Raw genomic sequence first — 17,721 nt, 5'->3', positions numbered from 1 at the left:
GGATGTTACGCACCCTGGCCGCGTTCGCGGTCACGGTGTGCGTCGTGGGGCTACTGGTCGCTCTGGCCGCCTACGGCAGTACTTTCCGCGTCGCCGACCAGGATCGGGCGTCCGCGCCCGAGGAGGTGTTCGAGCCATTCGGCTGGCAGGCCAACGTGCGGGACGACCCGGCGGGGCCGGCGACGGTGCTGTTCAGCGGCGACGGCTGGGGGACACGCGGGGCCACCTATCGCGGCAAGGTCGCGGTGGTGGGCGAGAACGGCGTCTACCGCACGCTGCGGTACAAGGTCGACGTCGCGGCCGGTGAGGACGTGCTGCTCTCCCCGGACGGTGGTGCGGTGGCGGACGCCTACCCGCACCCGGTGGCGCAGGCGTCCGCTTCCGCGCAGCCGACGCCGGCCAGCGACGAACCGGTCATCTGGATCACGGACCTGACCAGCGGAAAGTCGGTCCGGATCGCGATTCCGGCGAGCGGTACGGCCCGCCCGATCGCCTGGTCGCCGGACGGGAGGAAGTTACTCGTCCAGGTGGCGCCCGCGCCGGAACACGGCCCCTGGACAGGGGGCGAGCTGGACCTGATCGACCTGGCCAGCGGCGCGGTGAGCCGGCTCGCCGACCTCGGTACCCAGCCGGTGCACCGGGCACAGCTGGCCGCGTTCTCCCCGGACGGGAAACGGGTGGCGGTCCAGGTCGGCGACGCGCTCCAGATCGTGGACGCGGAGACCCGGATCAGCCGGACGCTGGTCCGCCTCGGACCGGACCGCAGGCTGGCCGGAATCGGTGCCTGGAGCGCCGACGGCAACCGGATCGCGGTCGTCACGCTCTCCGGCTGCTCGAAATCCTGTACCGACGAGGCCCTGGACGACCGGATCTGGCAGCTCGACGAGGTCAACGCCCAGACCGGCGCGCCGGTGGCCGGGAGCTTCGACCGGCTGACCGGCTCGTCCGTCCGGGTGCTCGGCCAGTTCTTCGACGGAACCGTGGCCGTCGTCCGGTACCGCGCGAATGACGACGTGAGCAGCGACAGCGCGGGCACGCTCACGGTCGACGGTGACGAGGTCGAGGAGACCGGCTACCGGGCCGTGAGCTCGGCGGAGCTGCTCGGCCTCACGTCGTCCGGCGACCAGCGGACGCTCGTGTCGCTCCCGCCGGGCGCCCGGCACGTGGACGTCGCCGCGGATCTGATCGACGGCAACCGGTTCGACGGCCGGTCCTCGCGGCCGATGCCCTGGCCGGCGCCGTTCTGGGTGAACACGGCCGCGGTCGGCGTCGCGCTGCTGGCGATCTGGCTCGCGTACCGCGTCCGCCGCCTGGCGCGTTGATCCCGAGCCCGGCGTGCTCGACGGACCGCCCCCCGGCGCGTCAGGCCGAGACGGGCGGAGCCTCGGCGTCGTCCGAAGCAGGTTCGTGGATCAGCACGCGGACGTGCATGGTCGTTCGCTGCTGCAGCGCCGCGCGCAGCGCGCGGTGCAGGCCGTCCTCCAGGTAGAGGGCACCGTCGAACTCGACCACGTGCGGGAACAGATCGCCGTAGAACGTCGAGTCCTCGGCGAGCAGCCGGTCGAGTGCCAACTCTCGTTTGGTCGTCACCAACTGGTCGAGGCGGACCTGACGGGGTGGGATCCGCGCCCATTCCCGCAGCGACAGGCCGTGATCGGGGTACGGCTTCCCGTCCCGGACCGCCTTGAATATCACGGTCCTTACGCTCCTTTCGTCCCCGGCCACCGTCTGATCAGACTATCGAGCCGCGCACGTCCCGGGGTGCCGACCGGGCGCAGGCAGCCTCAACCGTCCGGTCAGTTCTTGTATCGAATAACACTAAGTATCTGGATCGTGACCTTTCGGAGTACTCCGAGTCGCGCAATCTGGGCAGCCGGGTGAGGATCGGGCACATGCCGAACACCCTGATGTGGTTTCGCCGTGATCTGCGGCTCACCGATAATCCGGCGCTGCTCGCCGCGGTGAGCGCGGCCGGAACCGACGGTGTTCAGGCGCTGTTCGTGCTGGATCCGGTGCCGTTCCGCGCGTCGGGCAGGGCCAGGACCAGCCATCTGGCGCGGTCACTCCGGGCGCTCGACCGCTCTCTCGACGGTCGGCTGCTGGTCCGGCACGGTGACCCGGTCGACGAGGTGCTCCGGGCCGCGGCCGCGATCGACGCCGAGGAGGTGCACGTCGCCGCCGACTACGGACCGTACGGCCGCCGCCGTGACCAGCGGGTCGAGGAGGCGCTGGCCGGCCACGGCATCACGCTGCACCGCGCGGGCTCGCCGTACGCGGTGGCGCCGGGGCGGATCCGGAAGCCCGACGGCTCTCCGTACCGGGTCTTCACGCCGTACTCCAAGGCCTGGCGCGCCCACGGCTGGCGCGCGCCGGTCGCCGCGCCGCGCGGCGTCACCTGGCTCCCGGCGCAGGGCAGCGACGGCCTTCCCGCCGTTCCCGAGCTTCCCGACGTCGACCTTCCCGACGCCGGTGAGGACGCCGCCCGCAAGCAGCTGACCGCGTTCCTGGACGGGCCGATCCGGGACTACGCGACCGATCGGGATCGCCCGGACCGGGACGGCACCTCCCGGCTGTCCGTCCACCTCAAGTACGGCGAGCTGCACCCGCGGACGATCCTGGCCGAGCTGTCCGGCCACCGGGGGACCGGCGCGGACACGTTCCGCACCGAGCTGTGTTGGCGCGAGTTCTACGCCGACGTGCTGTTCCACCGCCCGGAGAGCCTGTGGGAGTCGCTCGACCAGCGGGTCGGGCGGATCCACATCGACTCGGGGCGGACGGCCGACGAGCGGTTCGCCGCGTGGGCTTCCGGACGGACCGGATATCCGGTCGTCGACGCCGGCATGCGGCAGCTGCTCAACGTCGGGTGGATGCACAACCGGGTGCGGATGATCACCGCGTCGTTCCTGGTGAAGGACTTGCACCTGCCCTGGCAGCGGGGAGCCGCGCACTTCCTCGACCTGCTGGTCGACGGCGACTACGCGAGCAACAACCACAACTGGCAGTGGGTGGCGGGCACCGGAACCGACGCGGCACCGTACGTCCGGGTGTTCAACCCGGTGACGCAGGGCAAGAAGTTCGACCCCGACGGGGTGTACGTCCGGACGTGGGTGCCGGAGCTGAGCGGGGTCGAGAGCCCCGGCGTCCACGAGCCGTGGACGCTGCCGGAGCAGCCGGACGGCTACCCGGAGCCGATCGTCGACCACGCGGCCGAGCGCAAGGAGACCCTCGCACGCTTCGCCCGGGTGTGAAGACCTACCGCCGTCAGCGCGGCGGCAGGCCTTCACGAAGGGTCAGAGCGGACGCACACCCCAGGCGCCCGACCACTTCTCGCCGGGCTGGAGCGTAATCAGGCCCTCGCCGGAGTTGAACGCGTCCGGCGGGCACGTCATCGGCTCGACCGCCACCGCGTGGTTCGCTTCGCCGCTCGGCCCTACGCCGTTGTAGACCTGCAGCCAGCCGAACGACGAGTCCTGCCAGAGCTGCGCGCCGCGTCCTTCGGCGTCGACCAGTTCGCTGGCCGCGACGCCGTCCGAGTCCCGCTCGGTGACGACGAACGGCGTGTCCAGCGACGCCGAGCCGATCTTCCGGCCGGTCCGGTAGTCCCAGTCCGTGCCCTCGACGTCCTCGACCCCGGTCGGCAGCAGACGCTCGTCGGTGAGGATCCGGCGCCCGGCCGGCAGCTTCAGCGTGGCGGTGTCCAGCGATTCGCCGCCGAGCGTCAGGTACGGGTGGATGCCCAGCCCGAACGGCGCCGCCGTCGGGCCGACGTTCGTCGCCTGGTGCTCGATCTTGAGCCCGTCCTTGCCCAGCGAGTAGTGCACCCGCAGCACCAGCGCGAACGGGTAACCCGGTCGCGGCTGGACGGTCCGGGCGAGGGTCACCGCGGTCGGAGTGTGGTCGAGCCGGTCCCACATCTCCCAGCGGACCAGGCCGTGGATCGCCGTGCGCTTTTCGGGCTCGTCCCAGGACAGCTTGTGGTCGCGCCCGTCGAACGTGTACCTGCCGTTCCGGATCCGGTTGGGCCACGGCGCCAGGATCTGCCCGACACCCTTCGACGCCATCGCGTCAGCCGGGTATCCGGCCAGGACGTCCCGACCGTTCACCGTGTACTCGCGGATACCACCACCGATCTCGACCAGCGTTGCCCGCTGGGTACCCGCCTCGATCGTCCACTGATGTCCGGACGGGGTGTTCCACCGCGCCGTCATCGCGCCTCCACATCGTCGGGAAGATCGCCCTGCTGACTCGGCCCGATTACCGGGCCGGGCCGATACCGGGCAGTTCCAGCTTCCGGGCTGCATAGCTCAGCCCGTTCGGGGCACGATATCGGGCGATGGACGCCAGCACTCTCATCCCCGCCCAAGCGGACCTCCCGGCGCTGAAGCAGGCCGCAGCCGGATGTACGGCGTGTGAGCTGTACGCACCGGCCACCCAGACCGTGTTCGGAACCGGCAATCCGACCGCGAAAGTCCTGCTCGTGGGCGAGCAACCGGGCGATGTCGAGGACCAGCGAGGGCTGCCGTTCGTCGGTCCGGCGGGCAAGTTGCTGCAACGCGCTGTGGCCGAGGCGGGGTTCGGTCAGGGTGCGGTGTACGTCACGAACGCGGTGAAGCACTTCCGGTTCGAGTTGCGGGGCAAGCGGCGGATCCACCAGACCCCGCAGCCGGAGCACATCCGGGCGTGCACCCCCTGGGTCGGCGCCGAGATCGCGGCCGTGCACCCGGAGGTGGTGGTGTGCCTCGGCGCGACCGCGGTGAAGGCGTTGCTCGGCGCCAGGTACCGGGTGACGAAGGACCGGGGCGAGCTGCTGAAGTACACCGGCCCGAGTGCGGAGCCGACCATGAAGGCGCTGATCACGATCCACCCGTCGGCGATCCTGCGCATGCCGGACGACGCCCGGGAGAAGGGTTACGCCGACCTCGTCGCCGACCTAGCGGTCGCCGCCCGGGCCGTCGCGTAGGCCCCGCCGCTCTCGGTGACGGGAAATCGGGGTGTAAGGGCGCGTTAGAGGCCGGTTTCGCGTCAACGATCGCGAGCGCGCCGGGTGTGGCGTCGGTCTAATCTCCCGTGCACTGGTAGGGAATGCCTCCTTTTCCGGTTTACGCTGGTCGGATGCGCGGCGCCGGTGCCGTGTGAGGAGTGGAGGCACGCGTGTCCGATTACGCGATCCGGTTACCCCGCACCGGCGGCCCTGAGGTTCTCCAGCCCGAGCTGATCGAGGTACCCCCGCCGGGACCCGGTGAGGTCCGGGTGCGGCAACTGGCGATCGAGCTGAGTTACGCCGACGTCATGTATCGCTGCGGCCGGCTCGACGCCCCGCTGCCCACCGGCCTGGGCAGCTCGGCGGCCGGCGTCGTCGAGGCGGTCGGTCCCACCCGCCGAGGGGCGCGCTTCGCGGTCGGCGACCGGGTCGCGTACGCCACGGTTCCGTTCGGCGCCTACGCCACGGTCCGTAACGTCCCCGCGGACGCGTTGATCCCGCTCCCGGAGGCGGTCACCGCGGAGGACGCCGCCGCCGTCCTCGCCAAGGGCTTGCTGGTCTGGGCGCTTATCCGGCACGTCTACCCGGTGCAGTCCGGGGAGACCGTCGTGTTCCACGCCGCGGCGGGCGGCGTCGGGCTGATCGCCGGGCAGTGGTTGAGCCACCTGGGCGTCCGGGCGATCGGCACGGTCGGAGCCGCGGACAAGGTGCGGCTGGCGGTCGACAACGGCTACGACGAGGTCGTGCTCTACCGGACCGACGACCTGGCCGCCCGGGCCCGCGACCTCACCGAGGGCGCAGGCGTCCCGGTGGTGTACGACCCGGTCGGCGCGGCCACGTTCACCGCGTCGCTGGACGCCTTACGCCCGCGCGGCGTGCTGGTGTCGTTCGGCAGCATCTCCGGCCCGGTGACCGGCGTCGACCTGGGCATTCTCGCCGCCAAGGGGTCGCTGTACGTCACTCGCCCCACGCTGGGCGCCTACCTTCCGGACGCCGAGACGCTGCGGGCGGCGTCCGCGGAGGTGCTGGATCTGGTCGCACGCGGGGTGATCCGGCCGAACCTGCGCCAGCGGTTCGATCTGGCGGACGCCGGGAAGGCCCAGGAAGCACTCGAATCGCGCGCCACCGTGGGGGCTACCGTCCTAGTACCGTGAGCGGCATGCCTGACTACGGGATCCGCTTCCACGAGACCGGCGGCCCGGAGGTTCTCCGGTACGAAGAGATCGAGCTACCGCCTCCGGGGCGGGGCGAGGCCCGGATCCGGATCACCGCGGTCGGCCTGAACTTCGTCGACACGTACCGGCGGACCGGCCTGTACCCGGTGGACCTGCCGTCGGCGCTGGGCGCCGAGGCGGTCGGCGTCGTCACCGAACTGGGTGAGGGCACCACCGGGTTGGCCGTGGGTGACCGGGTGGCGCACGCGACCGGCCCGCTCGGGGCGTACGCGACCGCGCAGAACGTCCCGGCGGACTGCCTGGTGTCGGTCCCGGACGGCGTGACCGACGAGTCGGCGGCTGCCGTGCTGCTGAAGGGCCTGACGGCCTGGTACCTGCTGCGCCGTACGTACCCGGTGCGGTCCGGGGAGACAGTGGTGTTCCACGCCGCGGCGGGCGGCGTCGGGCTGATCGCCGGGCAGTGGCTGCGGCACCTCGGCGTCCGGGCGATCGGCACCGTGGGCAGCGCCGAGAAGGCGAAGGTCGCGCTGGAGAACGGCTACCGCGAGGTGATTCTGTACCGCGAGGACGACGTCGCGGCTCGCGTGCGGGAGCTGACCGACGGCGAGGGCGTCCCGGTGGTCTATGACTCGGTGGGCGCGGCCACGTTCGAGAACTCGTTGGACTGCCTCCGACCGCGTGGCCTGATGGTGTCGTTCGGCAACGCGTCCGGGCCGGTGACCGGCGTCAACCTGGGGATACTGGCCGCCAAGGGCTCGCTGTTCGTGACCCGGCCGACCACGGCCCACTACCTGAACGATCGGGACGAGCTGCGCGCGGCGGCCGCGGAGCTGTTCGACCTCGTCGAGCGCGGCGTGACCAACCCGAACGTCGGTCAGCGCTTCGCGCTCGCCGACGCCGCGAACGCCCACCGCGCGCTGGAGTCCCGCGCCACCACCGGCGCCACCGTCCTCCTCCCCTAGTGGGCGGGCTCCAGGTCCAATCAGAGCGACTACGGCGATCCGTCGTAGCGGAGGAACCGGGGGACGGCGAGCGTCAGCAGGATCACCAGGACGACGCACACCAGGCCGCCGCCCACCCAGGAGACCGTCGGGCCGAACCAGGACTCGGTCGCGCCAGCCCGCAGGTCACCGAGCCTCGGGCCGCCCGCGACCACGACCATGAACACACCCTGCATCCGGCCGCGCATCTCGTCGGGCGCGTAGACCTGCAGGATCGTCTGCCGGTACACCGCCGATACCAGGTCCGCGGCGCCGGCCAGCGCCAGTAGCGCGACCGCCAGCCAGAGCTGTCGCGCCAGCCCGGCGGCGGCCACCGCGACGCCCCAGCCGATCACCGCGAGCGTCAGCGCCAACCCCTGACGCTTCACCCGCCCGATCCACCCGGACGACAACCCGGCGAGCACCGCACCGATCGCGATCGCCGCGTACAGCCAGCCGACCGCCTCGCCGCCGCCGTACCACTCGTCCGCGACCTGCGGGAACAGCGCCCGCGGCATCGCGAACACCATCGCGATGATGTCGACCGCGAACGACATCAAAAGCACCGGCTTCAGGACGATGAACGCCAGCCCCTGCCCGACCGCCCGCAGGCCAGGGCTGACCCGCTCGCCGGTCGGCGCGAGGTGCGGCAGCCGGATCGCCGCGTACAGCGCCACCGTGAACAGCACCGCGTCGACCGCGTAGGCGGCCGCGTACGACCACTGGGCGAGGATCAGGCCGGCCAGCAGCGGCCCGACCACCGTCCCGAAGTTGCCCGCGGTGAAGTTCAGCGTGTTCGCCGCCGCGACCTGCCCCCGGGAGACCAGCCGGGGGATGATCGCGCTCCGGGTCGGTCCGCTGACCGCGAACCCGCCGGACTGCAGCGCGGTCAGGGCGAGCAGCAACCAGGCGTTGTCCAGTCCGAACAGCGCCTGCACCACCAGGGCACAGGTCGCGACCCAGACCACCACGGACGAGATCAACAGCAACGTCCGCCGGTCGATCGCGTCGGCGACCGCGCCACCCCAGAGACCGAACAGGATCAGCGGCACCAGCGCCGCGAGCCCGATCATGCCGACCCAGAACGACGAGTCGGTGATCGCGTACATCTGTACGGGTATCGCGACCGCGGTTACCTGGTACCCGATGAACGAGACGCTCTGGCCGAGGAACAGCCGCCGGTAGGCGGTGTTGCGCAGTGGACGGGTGTCCACCAGCACGCGCCGCCAGCGAGGGGTAACAGCGGTGTCGGTGTCAGACCCGCTCACGGACCGAGCCGCTCGACGACCCACGTCTCCCCGTCGTTCCGGTACCGCAGCCGGTCGTGCAGCCGGTCCGGACGGCCCTGCCAGAACTCCACGGTGTGCGGAACGAGCCGGAAGCCACCCCAGGTCTCCGGCCGGGGGACGGCGTCCGGATAGCGGGCCGCCAACTCGGCCTCGGCCCGCTCCAGCGCCGCCCGATCGGGCACCACCCGGGACTGCGGGCTGGCCGCGGACCCGAGCCGGGATCCGCGCGGGCGGGTGTTCCAGTACGCGTCGGACTCGGACTCCGGGACGCGGTGCACCGTGCCCGCGACGTTCACCTGCCGCTGGATCGGGTGCCAGGGGAAGAGCAGCGTCGCCCGGGGGTTCTCGGTCAGCTCCCGACCTTTCCGGGACGTGTAGTGCGTGTAAAACGTCAGGCCGCGCTCGTCGGCGTCCTTGAGGAGCACGGTGCGTGCGCTGGGCGTGCCGTCGGCCGCCGCGGTGGCCACCACCATCGCGTTCGGCTCGACGATCTCCGGCGCTGCGACGGCCTCCGCGAACCACTCGCCGAACTGGGCGAACCAGGTGGCGGCCAGCGAGGACTCGGTGAGCGCCGGCCGGTCGTAACCCACCCGCATGCCGCTGACCTGCGACACCACCACGGCGGCGGCGAGCTCGGCGGCGTCGGTGCCGACCTGCGCGGCAGCCGCTTCGGCGGCCGCAGCCAGCTCCTCCGCGGCGCTCTCGGCGTCGGGTGGGGGCACAGCGTCCCTGCTCGCGTTCACGGTTCCTCCGTCCCTGACCGAAATCTGTGGCCGACGCAACTTTATGCCCGTCCGAACGGTGCGACGCGCCCGCACGGCTCTACCCCATCAGGAACCAGAGCGGGGCAGGTCTACCGGCCCCCGGAAGGTGTGGCCGATTCGTGACGTCGATATGTCACCGCCGTGTCGTCCGTGGATGTGGGCTGCGACACGATCACAATGGGCTTGGTCCGGTCTGACCTCGCGGACCACCGGGGAACGGTAGGAAGATGACAGAAACGTTCCCGATCGGTGGTCGGCTACCGCCCGCCGCCGGTCGAGCCGGCCGGGGCGTACCGCCACCGAAGACCACTGGGAGCTGAGCCAGCATGTCGGACTTCAAACCGGGGCTCGAAGGCGTCGTAGCCTTCCACACCGAGATCGCCGAGCCGGACCGCGACGGTGGCGCGCTGCGCTATCGCGGGGTCAACATCGAGGATCTGGTCGGGCACGTTTCCTTCGGGAACGTGTGGGCGCTTCTCGTCGACGGGAAGTTCGGTCCGGGGCTGCCGCCCGCGGAGCCGTTCCCGGTCCCGGTGCACTCGGGTGACATCCGGGTCGATGTCCAGGCCGCGATCGCGATGCTGGCGCCTTACTGGGGTCTGAAGCAGCTCATCGACATCGGCGCCGACCAGGCCCGCGAGGACCTCGCCCGGATCTCCGTCACCGCGCTCTCGTTCGTCGCCCAGTCCGCCCGCGGCATCGGCCTGCCCGCGGTCCCGCAGCGCGAGATCGACAAGGCGAACACGATCGTTGAGCGGTTCATGATCCGCTGGCGCGGCGAGCCGGACCCGAAGCACGTCCAGGCCGTCGACGCCTACTTCATCTCGGCCGCCGAGCACGGCCTGAACGCCTCGACGTTCACCGCCCGGGTGGCTGCGGGCACCGGCGCCGACTGCGCCGCCTGCATCTCGTCCGCGGTCGGCTCGATGTCCGGGCCGCTGCACGGTGGTGCGCCGTCCCGCGTCCTCAAGATGCTCGATGAGGTCGAGAAGTCGGGCAACGCCGAGGCGTGGGTCAAGAACGCGCTCGACAAGGGTGAGCGGCTGATGGGCTTCGGCCACCGCGTGTACCGGGCCGAGGACCCGCGGGCCGCGGTGCTCCGCAAGACCGCCAAGGACCTGGGCAGCGTCCGCTTCGAGGTCGCTGAGGCGCTGGAGAAGGCCGCGCTGGCCGAGCTGCACGCCCGCCGCCCCGACCGCGTGCTCGCCACCAACGTCGAGTTCTGGTCGGCGGTCGTGCTGGACTTCGCCGAGGTCCCGGCGCACATGTTCACCTCGATGTTCACCTGCGCTCGGACCGCCGGCTGGTCGGCGCACGTGGTCGAGCAGAAGAACCTCAACAAGCTGGTGCGCCCGTCCGCGCTCTACACCGGCCCGGGCCCGCGCAAGCCCGAAGAGGTCGAGGGTTGGGACACGATCAAGCACGTCTGATCGGTTTCGCACGAGGGCGGGCTGCCTCTGGCAGCCCGCCCTCGTTCTGTCCGGATGACCCGCCGTCGATTCCCGTACGTACTTTCATGCGGACGCCCGGCAGCGCGCCGCGGCGAGGAACTGGTTCGGCGTGCTCGGCCGCGAGTGGGAGGATCGTCGCGGCACTTCCACGTCGCCGACCGCACTGCCGAAGGAGCACTGATCAGCCCGTGAGCGTGACGATCCCTGCCGAGTTGTTGCCCGCCGACGGTCGGTTCGGTTCCGGCCCGTCGAAGGTCCGACCGGAAGCGCTGGACGCACTCGTCGGAACCGGTCGGAGCTTTCTCGGGACGTCACACCGGCAGGCGACCGTCCGTAACCAAGTGGCCCGGCTCAAGTCCGGCCTGGCCGAGCTGTTCTCGCTCCCCGAGGGGTACGAGGTCGTCCTCGGGGTCGGTGGCACCACCGCGTTCTGGGAGGCGGCGGTGTTCGGGCTGATCCGCGACCGGGCGCAGTTCCTCTCGTTCGGCGAGTTCGGCGCGAAGTTCGCCAAGGCCGCGAAGATCGCCCCGTTCCTCGGTGACCCGACGATCATCGAGTCCGCGCCCGGTGACGCTCCGGCGTTCGAGTTCGAGGACGGCGTCGACGTCTACGCGACCCCGCACAACGAGACCTCGACCGGCGTCGCGATCCCGGTGAAGCGGGTGCCCGGCGAGCACCTGATGCTGCACGACGGCACGTCGGCGGCGGCGGGCCTCGCGGTGGACGTGTCCGAGACCGACGTCTACTACTTCGCGCCGCAGAAGGGGCTGGGTAGCGACGGCGGTCTGTGGCTGGCGTTGCTCTCGCCGGCCGCTCTTTCGCGCGTGGAGGAGATCAGCGCGTCCGGGCGCTACATCCCGGCGTTCCTGGATCTCGCTACCGCTCTCGACAACTCGCGTAAGGACCAGACGTACAACACTCCGGCGCTCACCACGATCTTCCTCGCCGCTGAGCAGGTCGACTGGTTCAACAGCCAGGGCGGTCTGCGCTGGGCCACCGGACGGACGGCCGAGTCGGCCCGGACGCTCTACGAGTGGGCCGAGGCGTCGTCGTTCGCCGCGCCGTACGTCAAGGACCCGGCCAAGCGGTCGAACGTGGTCGGGACGATCGACTTCGCCGAGTCGGTGGACGCGGCGGCGGTCGCGAAGGCACTGCGGGCGAACGGGATTGTGGACACAGAGCCGTACCGGAAGCTCGGTCGCAACCAGCTCCGCATCGCGATGTTCCCCGGCATCGACCCCACGGACATTGCCAAGCTGACCGCCGCCATCGACTACACAGTGGCCGCTCTGGGGTAATCCCGCCTCAGCCGTCGCGCGTCGGGACAGACAAACGGGACGATTGGTGCGTACCGTAGGTAGGGCCGGAGAACGGCGCGCCCATTCGGCGTGGTATGCGGGGCATACGAGCCCTGCCGTCGTATGGTGGGCACGCTCGCCGGTGTCTGGAGAGGGAGGTCGCAATGCGACCGTTGCGGTTCGTCGCGCTCTCCGCTGACGGGCAGGCCATGATTCTGACCGACGAGGTCGGGCGGATGCTTTCGCTCGCCATCGACGACCAGGTGATCGCCGCCGTCCAGCGGGAGCGGACCGGTACCCCCGGTCAGCTATCGATGGATGTGGAGGCGACGTTGACGCCGCGTGACATTCAGTCCCGGATCCGTTCCGGTGAGTCGGCGGAGCACGTCGCCCGCCTGGCGAACGTTCCGATGGAGAAGGTGCTGCGGTTCGCCGGGCCGGTGCTGCAGGAGCGTGCCGCAATGGCGCAGCTCGCGCGGCGTACCCGCCTGCGCGGGGCCGACAGTGGTCAGACCCTGGCCGACGTCGTCGACGGGCGGCTGCGGGCGCACGGCATCGACGTGGAGACCGTGGCCTGGGACAGCTACCGGCGCGACGACGGCGGTTGGCGTACCACCGCAACGTGGCCGTCCGGCAAGGCGACCGCGCACGCGATCTGGGACCTCGACCGCTCCCGGTCGATGGTGACGCCGGTCGACGAGATGGCCAGCTTCTTGTCCAGCGAGAAGACCGACCTCCTGATCGGACCGGACGAGCAGATGCTCGCTTTCGGACTCCCGGCCGGGAAGCTGCCCGACGACGCGGACCCGAAGGAGGGACCGGTCGTCCCCGCGCTGTCGATGCTGCGTCGGCGGGACGAGCGGCGCCGCGAGGAGCCGGTGGCGGCGCCCGAGGTGGCGGCCGCGCCGACCCGAGAGGTGCCGCGGGAGCTGCCCAGGGAAGGGCGCGGAGACCTGCGTCAGGCGGCCAGGGAGAGCGGTCGCAGCCGGGCGCTCGACCCGCGCTTCGACGACCTCCGTCGTCCGGCGCCGCCGCGCGAGACCCCGGCTCCCACCCCGACCCCGGAGCCGCCCGCTGCGGATGCCGGCACCGGTCCGGCGGCGCCTGCGGCGTCCGCGCGGGACGGGCTGCGTGGTGCCGGGTGGCTCGACGAGCCGCGTCCGGCAGCCGGTGCGCCCGGGCCGCGGCCCGACGAGGTACGGCGTCCCGACCCGTGGGGCGACGACCCGCGGCGTCCGGCCGGTCGACGCGGTGACGCGGCGTCCGGTGGGGAGCCGCAGCCGACGTCCGGGGGCGGCGGTTTCGCCGGGCGGAGCGACTGGCGCGAGCGACTCGACCCGACCGGCGTCGGGACGCCACCCGCGGCGAACCCGGCCGCGACGCCACCGCCCGCCAAGGGTGGCAGCGGCCGCTCCCGCAAGGCCGAGCTCCCCAGCTGGGACGACATTCTGTTCGGATCAGGAGCCCGCAGGGGTTCCTGACGCAGAAAGCCCGCGCCTCACGCGCGGGCTTTCTGCGTCACTGCGTCAATTCTCGGTGGGGACCGGTACGCGCGGGATGCGGGCTATCTGGCGCGACTGCGCTACCAGGCGCCCTGCCGAGTCGCGGATCGTGCAGTCCTCGTCGAACCATCCGGAGGCGAGCACGCGTCCGCGCAGCTCGGCCCGCAGCCACCCCGGTGCGGGCAGCACCCGTAGATACGTCGTCAGCTGGACGGTCGGCGCCCAGCCGTAGCGGCCGATCGTGAACGTCACCGGCGGGAACGCGTCCGCGGCCAGCAGGCAGACCAGCGGGTCCGGGTCGCGCCCGTCCACCATCCGCGCCCACCCGCGCAGCGCCATGCTCCCGTCCGGGCGGCCGCGGAGCAGGTTCGCGAACTCCGGCGCGAGCCGGACGTCCACGTGGTCCATCAGCCCCAGCTGCGTCCCGGGCATGACGTCCGAGCGGATCCGGGTGCACTGATCGGGGGAGGGCAGCTCGATCGGCGGCGCCAGGTCGACGTCCGGGTTGCTCGAGTCGAGGGTGCTGGTCACCACCGACGAGACGAGCACCGGCTGACCGTCCTGGATCAGCGTCGCCCGGCTGGTGCCGACGGTCTTGCCGGTGCGCAGCCGCTCGACCACGATCTCCGCCTCGCCGGCGTGCGGAGCGGTCAGGAAGTCCGTCGTGACCGCGACCGGGTGGGGATGCCCCTCCGCCGCGAGCACGGCTCTCACCACCGGGAGCTGGAGATAACCTCCGTTGAGGGATGAGCCGATCGCCCAACCGCCGTCGATGAGTGTTGCGTACCGATCTGGCCCGGTCTCCCGGATCTCGGTGTGGATCTCCAGCACCATGCCAGCCTGCCAGACAGCACCCCGCGCTGCCCCGGTTCTGGGCCGCAGATTGGTACCGGCAACGAACTTATTCGAGTGGCCAGGTGGCCAGCGGCTCGTAGGTGACGGCCTGGGTGCCTTCCGGAGTGCGGTGTTGCGTGCTCCGCATCAAGTGCACCCGATCGGCGTCCCACGGTGGTCCGGCATAGCCCTGCAGCGTGGCGACGTCGGCTCGCAACTCCTCGCGGGTGACCCGGCTACGCGGCCGGGCGAGCGTCAGGTGCGGCTTGAACGGCCGCCGCTCCAGCACCACCCGAACCTCGCGTAGCTGGCGGCGGATCGCGCGCGCCGTGCGTCCGAGTGCATCGACGTCACCTTCGGCCCCCACCCACAGCACCGTTTCCCCGAAGCGCCCGCCACCGGCGAGCGACAGCGTGCCGCCGCGCCCGGCGGCAGCCGCGGACGCGAGGCTCTCGGTCACCGCTTCGATCCGCTCGTCCTCGATCTCGCCGAGGAACGCCAGCGTGAGGTGCCAGAGCTCGGGGCGGACGACACCGGCCCCCGCCCGTACCACGTTCAGTTTCTCGACCGCGTCCCGCAGGTGTTCCACGGCCGCGGGCGGCGGCAGCACCGCCACGAACAGACGCATGCCACACAGTTTTGCACTAGCGGAATCGGCGGAACCGAGAGATCGTTACCTCAGGTAACGAGTTGTCTGCACCAACCGAGGGGGGCGCCGAGAGGTATGCCCGAGACCGCCATACCCGCACCGCGGGAGCTATCCACCGACCCCGACGAGTTCGCGTTCCGGCTCCGGTCGGCCGCCGGGCGGTTCGTCCGCCGGCTCCGGGCCGAGCGGCCCGAGCACGGCCTGACGATGACGCAGATCTCCGCGCTGTTCACGATCCGGAACAGCGGCGGCACGCTCACGCCACGTCGGCTGGCCGAGATCGAGCGGGTCCAGCCGCCTGCCGCCACCCGGACGGTCGCGGCGCTGGAGGAGCGAGGGCTCGTCCGGCGCGCACCGCACCCGACCGACGGCCGCCAGATCGTGCTGTCCACGACCGCGGAGGGGGAGGCGCTGATCGCCGCCGACCGCCAGGCGCGTGAGGCGTGGCTGGCCGCCCGGCTGGCCGAGCTCGACGAGGCGGACCAGGCCGCGCTCCAGGCGGCGGTCACGATCCTCGACCGCTTGGCTCGCGCATGAGCCCCGGTTTTCGCGCCATGTTCTCCTCGATGCGCGTCCGGAACTACCGGCTGTTCGCGAGCGGCCAGATCGTCTCGCTCACCGGCACCTGGATGCAGACCACCGCGCAGGACTGGCTGGTACTCGACCTCTCGAACAACTCCGGCACCGCGCTCGGCCTCGTCACCGCGTTGCAGTTCACGCCGATACTGCTGCTGACGCTCTGGGCGGGGGCGCTCGCCGACCGGCTGGACAAGCGCAAGGTGCTGCTCACCACCCAGCTGGTCTCGATGCTGCTCGCGCTGGGCATGGGGGTGCTGGTCGTCACCGGTACCGCGGCACTGTGGAACGTCTACGTGTTCGCGCTCCTGCTCGGCACCGTGAACGCGTTCGACACCCCGGCCCGCCAGTCGTTCATCTCCGAGATGGTCGGCCCCGACCGGTTGCCGAACGCGGTCTCGCTCAACTCCGCGACGTTCAACTCGGCCCGGCTGCTCGGTCCGGCGATCGGTGGCCTGGTCATCGCCGGCGTCGGGGTGGGGCCGGCCTTCCTGCTCAACGGCGCGTCGTACCTCGCGGTGCTGGCCGGACTGTTCGCGATGCGGCCGGCCGAACTGCTCACCGGACGCCGGGTCGAGCGGGCGCGGGGCCAGGTGAAGGAGGGCCTGCGGTTCGTCTGGGGCCGGAAGGACATCCTGCTGGTCATCGCGATGATGTCGGTGCTCGGCACGCTCGGCATGAACTTCAACCTGACGCTGCCACTGCTGGCGAAGGTCGAGTTCGACGTCGGCCCGGCGTCGTTCGGTCTGCTGTCGGCGGCGTTCGCGGGCGGCGCCCTGATCGGTGCGCTGATCGGCGCGCGCCGGACCAAGCGGCCGTCGGCCCGCTGGGTGCTCAGCTGCGCGGCGGCGTTCGGTGTACTGGAGTGCACGGTGGCGTTCATGCCGAACTTCGGGCTGGCTGCGGCCGTACTGCTGTTCGTGGGGTTGGCCTTCATCGCGCACAACAACGCGGCGAACGCCCGGGTGCAACTGGGCACGCCCGCGCACCTGCGCGGCCGCGTGATGTCGCTCTACATGCTGGTGTTCCTCGGCGGTACGCCGTTGGGGTCGCTGATCATCGGTCCGATCTCGGAGCGGTACGGGCCGCGCGCCGGTCTGTTGCTCGGTGGGTCCGCGGTGCTGATCGCGGCGATCACGCTCGCGGTGGCGCGGATGCGGTCTCGCCGGCGCCGGGACACCGAGACCACCCCGACGGTGAACAGCGTGGAAGTTCGTCCGAACCCGGTCACGCTGTGACAATCGCTAACTTCTGTTGCTTGAGTGACAAGCGTGATCCGTGTGACGTCTTGGCGACTATGCCGGAGAACGGCTGATCCTTACTGCTAGCTTCCCCGCTGTCAGCGACGCCCGGGACGGCAACGCCCGGGCGTATTTACGGGGAAAGGATGCACGATGTCTCGAACGATCCCGCGGCTCGTCGGAGCAGCGGTAGCGATCGCGGCCTTAAGCAGCACGCTCGCGTGCGGGATTGTCGGCGCCGACAACACCGACGCTTGCAACGCGATCAAGAAGGAGGTGCAGGACTTCACGGCTCAGTCGGTCAACAACATCGACGACCCGAAGGCGCTCGGCCAGTCGTATCACGACCTCGCCGACAAGATCCGCTCCGAGGGTGAGAAGGGTGACGGCGACCTGAAGGACGCCACCCAGGACCTCGGTGACGCCTACGACAAGCTCGGCGACACGGTCTCGAACCTGTCGACGTCGTCGAACCCGACGATCCCGGACTCCAGCGAGGTCACCGCTGCCGGGGTCAAGTTCAAGAACGCCTGCGACTGACGCTGTAGCGGTCCTGCACGGCCCGGCGCCGCCCCTCGGCGCCGGGCCGTAGTTCATCCGCGTTACGCTGCCGTTATGGCTCGCCGTCCGACACGTCCGACGCCGGAGCCCTTGGATGTCGACGCGGTCAGCGTCGTCACGGCCGGAACCGTGCTCTGGGGCATCGGCGCGATCGTGCTCGCCCTCTTCGGCCGGAACTGGCTCGACCGCCACGACGACACGTGGTGGATCTGGACGTGCGTCGCCGGTTTCCTGCTGGGGCTCGTCGGGATCGCGTTCGTCCGCCGTCGCCGGTCGCGGCTGGGCCGGGTGGCCGCGGCGCGTGCCGAACAGCCGCCGGGAGCGCCACCGGCCGACTCCGTGGCTGCGGTCGTCGACCCGGTCGGCCCCGCCGCTTCGTCCGCGGACGGCGTCGAAACTCACCGCTCCGAACCCGCGTAA

Annotated in this window: 18 protein-coding genes; 12 read left to right on the top strand and 6 right to left on the bottom strand. The window is 71.2% G+C overall.

The genetic code is table 11. From position 1 onward, the window contains the following. The first annotated feature begins 2 nt into the window (after positions 1-2). Complete coding sequence (locus tag BUB75_RS08610; protein ID WP_073253965.1) at positions 3-1,322, top strand: hypothetical protein; 1,320 nt, start codon at positions 3-5, stop codon at positions 1,320-1,322. A gap of 40 nt (positions 1,323-1,362) precedes the next feature. Here the strand turns inward: BUB75_RS08610 and BUB75_RS08605 are convergent, their stop codons facing one another. Next, positions 1,363-1,695, bottom strand: a complete 333-nt coding sequence (locus BUB75_RS08605; RefSeq protein WP_073253962.1) for a type II toxin-antitoxin system VapB family antitoxin — start codon at positions 1,693-1,695, stop codon at positions 1,363-1,365. Between the two features lie 197 nt (positions 1,696-1,892). Here BUB75_RS08605 and BUB75_RS08600 point away from each other — a divergent pair, with 197 nt between their 5' ends. Continuing rightward, the gene (locus BUB75_RS08600; RefSeq protein WP_073253958.1) at positions 1,893-3,248 is read left to right on the top strand and encodes a cryptochrome/photolyase family protein; all 1,356 of its coding nucleotides are present in this window, start codon (positions 1,893-1,895) and stop codon (positions 3,246-3,248) included. 42 nt (positions 3,249-3,290) lie between these two features. On the opposite strand, the gene BUB75_RS08595 is transcribed toward BUB75_RS08600, so the two are convergent. After that, positions 3,291-4,208, bottom strand: a complete 918-nt coding sequence (locus BUB75_RS08595; RefSeq protein WP_073253955.1) for an aldose 1-epimerase family protein — start codon at positions 4,206-4,208, stop codon at positions 3,291-3,293. A 125-nt stretch (positions 4,209-4,333) separates the two neighbouring features. Between BUB75_RS08595 and BUB75_RS08590 the strand changes: the two genes are divergently transcribed. From BUB75_RS08590 to BUB75_RS08580, 3 genes are all read left to right on the top strand, one after another. Then, positions 4,334-4,960, top strand: a complete 627-nt coding sequence (locus tag BUB75_RS08590; protein ID WP_073253952.1) for a UdgX family uracil-DNA binding protein — start codon at positions 4,334-4,336, stop codon at positions 4,958-4,960. Positions 4,961-5,151: 191 nt separating this feature from the next. After that, the gene (locus tag BUB75_RS08585) at positions 5,152-6,135 is read left to right on the top strand and encodes a quinone oxidoreductase family protein (protein WP_073255158.1); all 984 of its coding nucleotides are present in this window, start codon (positions 5,152-5,154) and stop codon (positions 6,133-6,135) included. 5 nt (positions 6,136-6,140) lie between these two features. Beyond that, positions 6,141-7,118, top strand: a complete 978-nt coding sequence (locus BUB75_RS08580) for a quinone oxidoreductase family protein (protein WP_073253949.1) — start codon at positions 6,141-6,143, stop codon at positions 7,116-7,118. A 29-nt stretch (positions 7,119-7,147) separates the two neighbouring features. Here the strand turns inward: BUB75_RS08580 and BUB75_RS08575 are convergent, their stop codons facing one another. Then, positions 7,148-8,404: an MFS transporter gene (locus tag BUB75_RS08575; protein ID WP_073253945.1), complete on the bottom strand. Its 1,257-nt coding sequence runs from the start codon at positions 8,402-8,404 to the stop codon at positions 7,148-7,150. After that, the gene (gene pdxH, locus BUB75_RS08570) at positions 8,401-9,021 is read right to left on the bottom strand and encodes a pyridoxamine 5'-phosphate oxidase (RefSeq protein WP_073255155.1); all 621 of its coding nucleotides are present in this window, start codon (positions 9,019-9,021) and stop codon (positions 8,401-8,403) included. Before pdxH ends, BUB75_RS08575 begins: the two co-directional genes overlap by 4 nt. A 494-nt stretch (positions 9,022-9,515) precedes the next feature. On the opposite strand from pdxH, the gene BUB75_RS08565 reads away from it, so the two are divergent. The 3 genes from BUB75_RS08565 (at position 9,516) to sepH (ending at position 13,419) form a co-directional block, all read left to right on the top strand. Beyond that, a complete protein-coding gene (locus tag BUB75_RS08565; RefSeq protein WP_073253941.1) occupies positions 9,516-10,619 on the top strand; it encodes a citrate synthase 2 in 1,104 nt (367 codons plus the stop codon). Between the two features lie 86 nt (positions 10,620-10,705). Then, a complete protein-coding gene (gene serC / locus BUB75_RS08560) occupies positions 10,706-11,938 on the top strand; it encodes a phosphoserine transaminase (protein WP_084740526.1) in 1,233 nt (410 codons plus the stop codon). Positions 11,939-12,102: 164 nt separating this feature from the next. After that, positions 12,103-13,419: a septation protein SepH gene (sepH, locus tag BUB75_RS44930; RefSeq protein WP_073253935.1), complete on the top strand. Its 1,317-nt coding sequence runs from the start codon at positions 12,103-12,105 to the stop codon at positions 13,417-13,419. Positions 13,420-13,464: 45 nt separating this feature from the next. On the opposite strand, the gene BUB75_RS08550 is transcribed toward sepH, so the two are convergent. Continuing rightward, on the bottom strand, positions 13,465-14,274 hold the full coding sequence (locus BUB75_RS08550) for a thioesterase family protein (RefSeq protein WP_073253932.1): 810 nt from the start codon (positions 14,272-14,274) through the stop codon (positions 13,465-13,467). Positions 14,275-14,341: 67 nt separating this feature from the next. Beyond that, entirely contained in the window at positions 14,342-14,902 is a 561-nt protein-coding gene (gene thpR, locus BUB75_RS08545) for an RNA 2',3'-cyclic phosphodiesterase (protein WP_073253929.1), read from the bottom strand. Positions 14,903-14,998: 96 nt separating this feature from the next. On the opposite strand from thpR, the gene BUB75_RS08540 reads away from it, so the two are divergent. From BUB75_RS08540 to BUB75_RS08525, 4 genes are all read left to right on the top strand, one after another. Next, a complete protein-coding gene (locus BUB75_RS08540) occupies positions 14,999-15,460 on the top strand; it encodes a MarR family winged helix-turn-helix transcriptional regulator (RefSeq protein ID WP_073253926.1) in 462 nt (153 codons plus the stop codon). Further along, the gene (locus BUB75_RS08535) at positions 15,457-16,737 is read left to right on the top strand and encodes an MFS transporter (RefSeq protein ID WP_143175086.1); all 1,281 of its coding nucleotides are present in this window, start codon (positions 15,457-15,459) and stop codon (positions 16,735-16,737) included. Before BUB75_RS08540 ends, BUB75_RS08535 begins: the two co-directional genes overlap by 4 nt. Before the next feature lie 156 nt (positions 16,738-16,893). After that, on the top strand, positions 16,894-17,280 hold the full coding sequence (locus tag BUB75_RS08530) for a hypothetical protein (RefSeq protein ID WP_073253920.1): 387 nt from the start codon (positions 16,894-16,896) through the stop codon (positions 17,278-17,280). 75 nt (positions 17,281-17,355) lie between these two features. Beyond that, complete coding sequence (locus BUB75_RS08525) at positions 17,356-17,721, top strand: DUF2530 domain-containing protein (protein ID WP_073253917.1); 366 nt, start codon at positions 17,356-17,358, stop codon at positions 17,719-17,721.

Source organism: Cryptosporangium aurantiacum, from assembly GCF_900143005.1.
GTDB lineage: Bacteria > Actinomycetota > Actinomycetes > Mycobacteriales > Cryptosporangiaceae > Cryptosporangium > Cryptosporangium aurantiacum.
This window is presented reverse-complemented; position numbering and strand designations above follow the sequence as displayed.